General features: G+C 41.8%; 4 protein-coding genes and 1 pseudogene. 2 read left to right on the forward strand and 3 right to left on the reverse strand.

Going from position 1 to position 7,188, the window contains the following annotated elements:
- Positions 1-136 precede the first annotated feature (136 nt).
- The 3 genes and pseudogenes from QUA24_RS26325 to QUA24_RS26335 form a co-directional block, all read right to left on the reverse strand.
- Positions 137-940, reverse strand: a pseudogene (locus QUA24_RS26325) (IS630 family transposase); the annotation flags it as partial.
- Positions 941-1,586: 646 nt separating this feature from the next.
- Complete coding sequence (locus tag QUA24_RS26330) at positions 1,587-3,152, reverse strand: methyl-accepting chemotaxis protein (protein WP_333233300.1); 1,566 nt, start codon at positions 3,150-3,152, stop codon at positions 1,587-1,589.
- A gap of 1,454 nt (positions 3,153-4,606) precedes the next feature.
- Positions 4,607-4,825 carry a hypothetical protein gene (locus QUA24_RS26335; RefSeq protein WP_333040721.1) on the reverse strand — a complete coding sequence of 73 codons (219 nt, stop codon included), beginning with the start codon at positions 4,823-4,825 and terminating at the stop codon, positions 4,607-4,609.
- A gap of 161 nt (positions 4,826-4,986) precedes the next feature.
- Between QUA24_RS26335 and egtC the strand changes: the two genes are divergently transcribed.
- Together egtC and QUA24_RS26345 are read left to right on the forward strand one after the other, a co-directional pair.
- Positions 4,987-5,775, forward strand: a complete 789-nt coding sequence (egtC, locus tag QUA24_RS26340) for an ergothioneine biosynthesis protein EgtC (protein ID WP_333233302.1) — start codon at positions 4,987-4,989, stop codon at positions 5,773-5,775.
- Positions 5,747-7,078: an ergothioneine biosynthesis protein EgtB gene (locus tag QUA24_RS26345; RefSeq protein WP_333233304.1), complete on the forward strand. Its 1,332-nt coding sequence runs from the start codon at positions 5,747-5,749 to the stop codon at positions 7,076-7,078. The genes egtC and QUA24_RS26345 overlap by 29 nt, the downstream gene beginning before the upstream one ends.
- The last annotated feature ends 110 nt before the right edge of the window (positions 7,079-7,188 follow it).

The raw sequence follows: 7,188 nt of genomic DNA on the forward strand, positions 1-7,188 counted from the left end.
TCCGTTCTATCAAGACTACTAATTATCAAGAATTAGCCAAAGCCATAGAGTGGGCGTTCAGTCAAGTTACATCATCAGATATTTTTAACTGGTTTACACACTGCTGTTATTGTACCTCATTTTTCTGAGAAAGGCTATAGCTGGCTCCATCCCTAATAATCAAATGTCTGGCTTCGGGATTTAAAGATTGTAAGTCTTTTAAGAAAGCTACTGTATTCTCAGAATTTCCCGTTGCATATTCTCGGAGAACAAACTGTTTTGTTAAATAATTTACTGCTCCATAATAAGTTTGTTTTTCTCTCTCATTCAGCAGCGGTATTTCTATTCTTTCGTTGCGCCTTCCCCAAATATAGCCACAGACATCTCCCCACAGGAGATGACACTCATCAATCAAATACACCACAAGCTTTCTCGACTCTATAGCCGAGCGGTGTTGTTCCAGAATCTCACAAATTTCTTGGTGCTTTTTTTTGACGAGTTCTTCATCACGCTTTGGATTCGTTTTTTGAGATTTCTTCCAGCTAATTCCCGCTGATTTAAAAAGTTGATAGTAGCTAGCTTTTGATTGAAATTGAATCTGATACCGCTCTGCTATATGATTTGATAATTCGGATAAATCCCACTGGTTTTTATTGGTTAACCATTGGATGACTTCCGCTCGTTCTTCTGGCTTAAGTTGTCCCCGCGAGCCTTGATGATTTAAGCGTAGCCCTTCAATTCCATGCAACGCATAATTAATTTTCCACTTGCTAATAAATGGAGACGATACTCCCAAGATTTGTTGAATTGTTTCGCGCTCGATCCCTCCGATTAGCATACGGACAGAAATGGCTCTTTTGAGTTCTCTTGGATCGGGATTGCTGGCAATAAAATTTTCGAGTTCCAATAAAGCTTGGACTTCATACTCCACAAATTTTTCTGCCGATTTTTTTTGGGACATCTCAATTCCTACTTAGATTAACGTCCTCATTATACATGATTTATAATTTACAAATCATTTGCGATCGCTATATCTACCATACAACTGGGCAATCGACTTTGACTAAAAGGGTTTGCCGCACTGACCAACCCTTGGTACTGGCTGCAATAGTTAGCTTAATCAAAACTCATATCCTCACTGGCCCTGCGGATGAGTGAGGATATGAGTTTTGGGGCGGCGAGGACTCCTACCCCTGAACAATATTTGATTTTAATCAGATCACTGATGGGTGGGCGACGAATCACCAAACATCTTCCGGAACAAAGCCACTAACAAGGTCTAATATATTAGGTTGCTTTGGATCGCCAGCGTTGATATAGCGGTTCTCAACTTTCGTGAGGTACTTGGCAGTTAATTACCAATTCCCCACTTCTTCCATTCTTTAATCTACAATTTAAATCTGTACCTCATTCACTTGAGAAGTGCTATACACATCTAGACAGCCCTTTGAGGAAACCTACTTCACCTCTCCCCAGCCCTTTCCTAAAGGGGGAGATGTCACCTTCAATCCTTGGGTCAAAATTGGAATTGCAAATGGGAAATGAGGAATGGGACAAATTTTATCTTCATCTGTTTAATGCCCAGTTTAGGATATTACTTTTCTCAATTAAACTAAGGATGTGAGATTTAAAGCAGCTTTGTTAAGTGTTTGAGTGCCAATTCGACTTTGGGTAATACCGCTGGCTGTTTCGGTTGCTCCTTTATTCAGAGCATTCATCGCCTCTACCACTTGCTCAATAGCGATCGCCTGCTGTTTAGTATTCAGATAAATTTGCTGACTGCTGACAACAACACTGTTAATAGCATTAGCAACATTGTTAAAATTATCCGCCGTACCTTCAGTCAATTTTAGGCTATTATCTAAAGTTTTTTTGCCCTCATCTGTTACCGTCACTGTCTTATTAATGGCATTCTTAATATCGTTTACTAAATCATTAATCTGAGCCGAGGATTTTTTGCTTTCATCTGCGAGTCGGCGAATTTCCCTCGCCACCACCCCAAACCCTTTTCCTTGTTCTCCGCTGCGTACTGCTTCCACTGTAGCGTTAATTGCCAGCATATTAGTTTGATTAGCCAAATCGCTGACTAAATTGGTAATATTAGCAATCTGATTGGTTTGCTGGCTCAAATGTAAAACTTGCTCGGCGATAGCTCCGACTTTTTCCGTCAAACTCAACATTCCCTGCTGGGTTTTATGCACCACTTTACTGCCTTCTGCTGCCAGGTTTAAGACATTACTCGCATTCTCAAGGGCTGACTCGGCTTGCATAGCTGATTGCCTCGATGATGCGCCCAATTCATCCATTGTGGTAGTTGTTTGATTAACAGAAGCAGCTTGTTGTACAGCAACACGTTCCTGTTGCTCAATTGTAGCAGCGATCTCGGTAGAAGAACTGACAATCATATTAATAATACCTTTCAGCGCTTTATCTAAAGGTTTGGCGATCGCTATGCTTAAAGCTATTCCTAAACTAATCGCTGTTAGCGGTCCAACTGTCATAGCCAATAATACAGCTACTTGAGTATTCCTAATATCATTTTCAGCGATTTTATAAGCATCGTCGGCTTGCTTTCTGTTAGATGCAGCTACGGCTAAATTTGCTTTTTCTGCCTTTATATATTCAAGGCGAATTACCTTAGATTGCTGACTGAGTTTATTCAAAAGGTTACTAGCTGTTTTGGCTCTTGCCATTTCTGGCGAATTACTTTTACCTTGAGTAATTAGGTTTAGCTGCAAGCCCAAAGGATCCAAAATTCCCACTTTTTCAAATTCTTGATTAATTCGCAGGAGTTCTCGATCTTCCTGCTTCCACTTCTCCCAATACTTAAGCATTTGTTGATATAGTGCGTTTTCATCTGCGGTACGTGGAGTGGCTTCGTATGCTTTAAACCCATCTTGAATCTGCTGCCAAGCCTTGTCCATTCTGTTTAAGGCATCTTGCCTTTCTGCTTGACTGAGTGCCGGATTAATTAGCGCTCTCTCGGATGACTCAATTTGGGTTTGTCCCTCGTTAATTTTCCATAATGCTTCAATACTAGGTAAATTATTTTTACCTATAGTATCTATGTGTTGACTGAGGTTAGATGTTGAGTTCCCTCCTACCCAGCCAACTAAAAATACTAAAAGTCCCATAATCAGAAATGCGCCGATAAGTCTGGTTTGTAAATTCATTTTTCTCAACATACTATTTCTACTTCCTTCTACTACAGTTCTCCTCGCTGCCATCCTCAATATATCTTGTATATTATAGCTTTTATCAGGTAGATTAAGTACCTATTATGATTTGACCTTTGAGATTTTACATTTTAACATTAGTAATTAATTGATGAGTAACTCCCGATCCTGAAAGTCACTATTGATTTTGGGTGACGACGCAGTTACGGTAGCTTTTTGGTTGTCATCATGCTGAATTCATTTTTATAAATCCCTTTAGTCTACAGGTTAAAACCTGGCTTTACACAAACCAAGCCGGCCCACGCCAACTATAAAAATTGGTATGATTATAATTAAGTTTGGAGTTCAGAGATATAGCCTTTGTGAGGCAGATGAGGTATTATATTGCTGTCTCATTCATAACGGTAAAACATAAAATATAAGATAAATGAACTAGAACTCGCTCAAGAGTCACACCATCACCATAAGTGGAGGGGACGCCCCCTCCACTCACAGCACGTTTGTTTGCCAAGCCTTGAAAACATCATACATTACTAGCAATGAAAGCTGATTATCTGGATTTTTGACAAGAAATTATCGATGTTTATCATTACGGAAGCCATCTCACAAAAATTAATACCTAACTGTTTTTTGGGAGTTCTCACTTTTGTAAAAAAATTACTTAAATAGCCTTCTAAAACCCGTAATATCGCTCGGCGACCTAATTTATGTGATCGTGCAAAATTAAGGTCGAACAACTGCTAATTTTAGCGCCGAGGGCAAATAAAAAGAATTCAACTATTGAATAACTTCATTCTTAACTATCTCAAGAAAAAGTTCAATGGGTAAAAATAAAACTAACAAACCTGTGAAAATATTTTTTACGACCACTTTATATAAAAATTAATAAAGTTATAATATAAGTGAGTTTAAGACGTAAAAGGATACAATTAAATTTGAGGCTATTATGCTCCGAGAACCTACCATAACTAGGTAAAAATGCTTGGGTAGTGAGGGAGAAGGGTCATAGAAATAGACAAAACAAGTAAAGAAACTCATCAATAAAAAGGGCGAAAGTAATATACTTGTCGCCCCCTTTGTCCGATTTATCACAAACCTGAGAATTGATGGTCAAAACTTAAATATATTTTCAGTTTTATCAACACAACAAATTATCAATAATTAGGAAAGGCGATAGAGTTTGCATTCCGTCAACTTTCTAAGGTTAACTTTCTCAGCAAGATATTTGGAACTGGTTGACACACTGCTGTTATTGTACTTTATCTATCTGAGAAAGGCTATACGCGAATCGAAAGTGTCTGTGCAGACTTTCTAGCGGGGACTGAGCAATTCAATCTACCCCAGTGTGGAAATCCCGTAAGGGAAAAACGCGAAAAGCCAAACTGTGAAGTTTGGAAACCCACGCCATAACTGTAATCAGTTTGGCGTTGGGAGGATGTTACTGCTTTTCCTTAGTCGATCGAGATTGACTGAGGCCCCGTGCTTTTACCGTTGGTGGGTTCGGCTGGGGGAGTAGTGTAGGAAGTTGAACCAGCTTGCTCGTCGATCCAGCTTTTAACGGGATCTTCGTGAAGGTTGAGTCGAAGCAGGCCAGATAAAAATCCGCCCGCGAAGGCGATCGGCTGTTCGATCAATTCTTTCGCCATTGGGATGAGTTCGTCGATGAACATTCAAGAGTCTCCTTGTGTTGCAGGGGTTCTACCTTAACTGTATCGTTTGTACTGCGATGCTGGCAGCGGCCTACAAAAAACCTTCCAGCCCTGAAGATGGGCGATCGGGCAATTTTTCGGCTCATGACTTACAATGCTAATCACATTGCTGCAAAAATTTTATGTGCCGTTTGCTTGGCTACCTCGGGGAGCCGATTTTACTCGATGCTATTCTGTACAAGCCGGAACATTCCCTAATTGTGCAGAGTTACCAGCCCCGCGAAATGACTTCTGGCCTACTCAATGCTGACGGTTTTGGTATTGGTTGGTATCACCCGCACTTAGATACTGACCCGTTTACTTATAAAAATGTACAGCCAATTTGGAGTGACATTAACCTTCCAAGTATCAGTCGATACGTTGAATCTGGATGCGCGATCGGATATGTTCGCAGTGCAACTTCAGGACAAGCTGTAGATTTGAGCAACTGTCAGCCGTTTCAGAACGATCGCCTGCTGTTCGTACACAACGGCTTCGTGAAGAATTTTCGGCAAACTCTTTACAGACCAATTCGCGATCGCCTCAGCGATACGCTTTATCAATCAATTAACGGCACTACAGATTCAGAGCATATCTTCGGCTTGTTTGTCAATGAATTGACAGCCGGAAATCTGACTCTAGAAGCTGCTTTACAAAACACGCTGAAAACTTTGGCAGAGCTAGCAAACTTTCACCAAGTAGAATTTTCAGCTAATATAATTATCAGCGACGGACACCAGCTCGTTGCCTCTCGCTTTGCTTCCCAAAAAACCCCTCCTTCCCTCTATTGGCTGCGAGACGATTTAAATTTCCCGGATTCTGTCATCATTGCTTCTGAACCTTTATTTGCTGGCAATTGGCACGAGTGTCCAGTCCAGAGCATTATCAGTACCGGAGTAGACCGTGATATCGAAATCTATCCTATCTTGTAGAGAGGCAATTTATCGAGATTTGCAGCAGTGTCGCAGCGGCACTTTCAAGCTATTTGCAGACATCGATTATGATACTTTTTGCCGTCAAGCTCATCCTGATTTCAGTCCAGTTGGCTGGCACTTAGGTCACATTGCTTATACTGAAGATTTGTGGCTGTTGCAACGATGTGCTGGCTTGGAACCTGTCTTTCCTCAGTATCACCAACTGTTTGCTGCTGATATTTTGCCGAAAAAACAACGGGTTTTTCTGCCCGCGTTACCTGAAGTTGAATTATATCTGGACGCGGTGAGAAAAAAGGTGTTAGATTATTTGGAAGTAGCGCCGATCGACAAGCAAGAACGTCTCTGGCGGTTTATTATTCAGCATGAAAGCCAGCACTGCGAAACTGTTGCTTTCGTGTTGCAAATGCACAGGAAGAAGGAAGCAAGGCACGACACGGATTTGGACACGGATACACGGATTAATTCTCTACAACACAGAGGAATCAAGCGAGGAATAAAGCAGCAGAAATTCCCAATGCCCAATTCCCAATTCCCGATGCCCCAGGCCCCATTCCCAATTCCCAATTCAGCGATTGAAATTCCGGGCGGAGAATTTTACATGGGAAGCGATGCTGCTGAGGCTTTGGATAACGAGCGATCGCGCCACCTGTGTTATTTAGAAGCATACTCGATCGATCGCTATCCCGTCGCTTGCGGTCAATACCGAGATTTCATGGAATCCGGCGGCTATCAAAACCCTGATTGGTGGTCAGCGGACGGCTGGAAATGGCTGCAAGGCGAAGCCGTCTCTCAACCGCTTTACTGGTCAGAAAATCCAGCTTTCAACAATCATCCAGTCTGCGGTGTCAGTTGGTACGAAGCCGAAGCTTACTGCAACTTTATCGGCAAGCGTTTGCCATCGGAAGCTGAATGGGAAAAAGCTGCGAGTTGGGATGCAATAAATCAAACATATCGCATCTATCCTTGGGGAGAAGAACAGCCAAACGGCAGCCTGTGCAATCATGGCAATAATATTGCCAATACCTCGCCAGTTGATGCCTTTCCCAATGGAGCAAGTGTGGCGGGTTGCTGCGATATGTTAGGCAATGTTTGGGAGTGGACTGCTTCAACTTTTGACGCCTATCCCGGATTTGAAAGTTATCCTTACAGGGGATATTCTCAAGTTTATTTTGATGGAGAACACCGGGTTTTGAAAGGCGGGAGTTGGGCGACTTTTCCGCAGGCTCTGCGATCGACCTTTCGGAATTGGTATTATCCGGGCGTGCGGCAAATTATTGCTGGTTTTCGCTGCGCTAAGTAGTTGGCTAGCTAATTATAATTGCAATCAAATAGGGTAATTGCTCAACCCCCTTGACAAGAAGACAAGATAGACATTAGATCAAGGAATGGAAAAACTCCCCGACCTAAAAC

The sequence above is a fragment of the Microcoleus sp. Pol12B5 genome (genome assembly GCF_036701335.1).
Taxonomy (GTDB): Bacteria; Cyanobacteriota; Cyanobacteriia; order Cyanobacteriales; family Microcoleaceae; genus Microcoleus.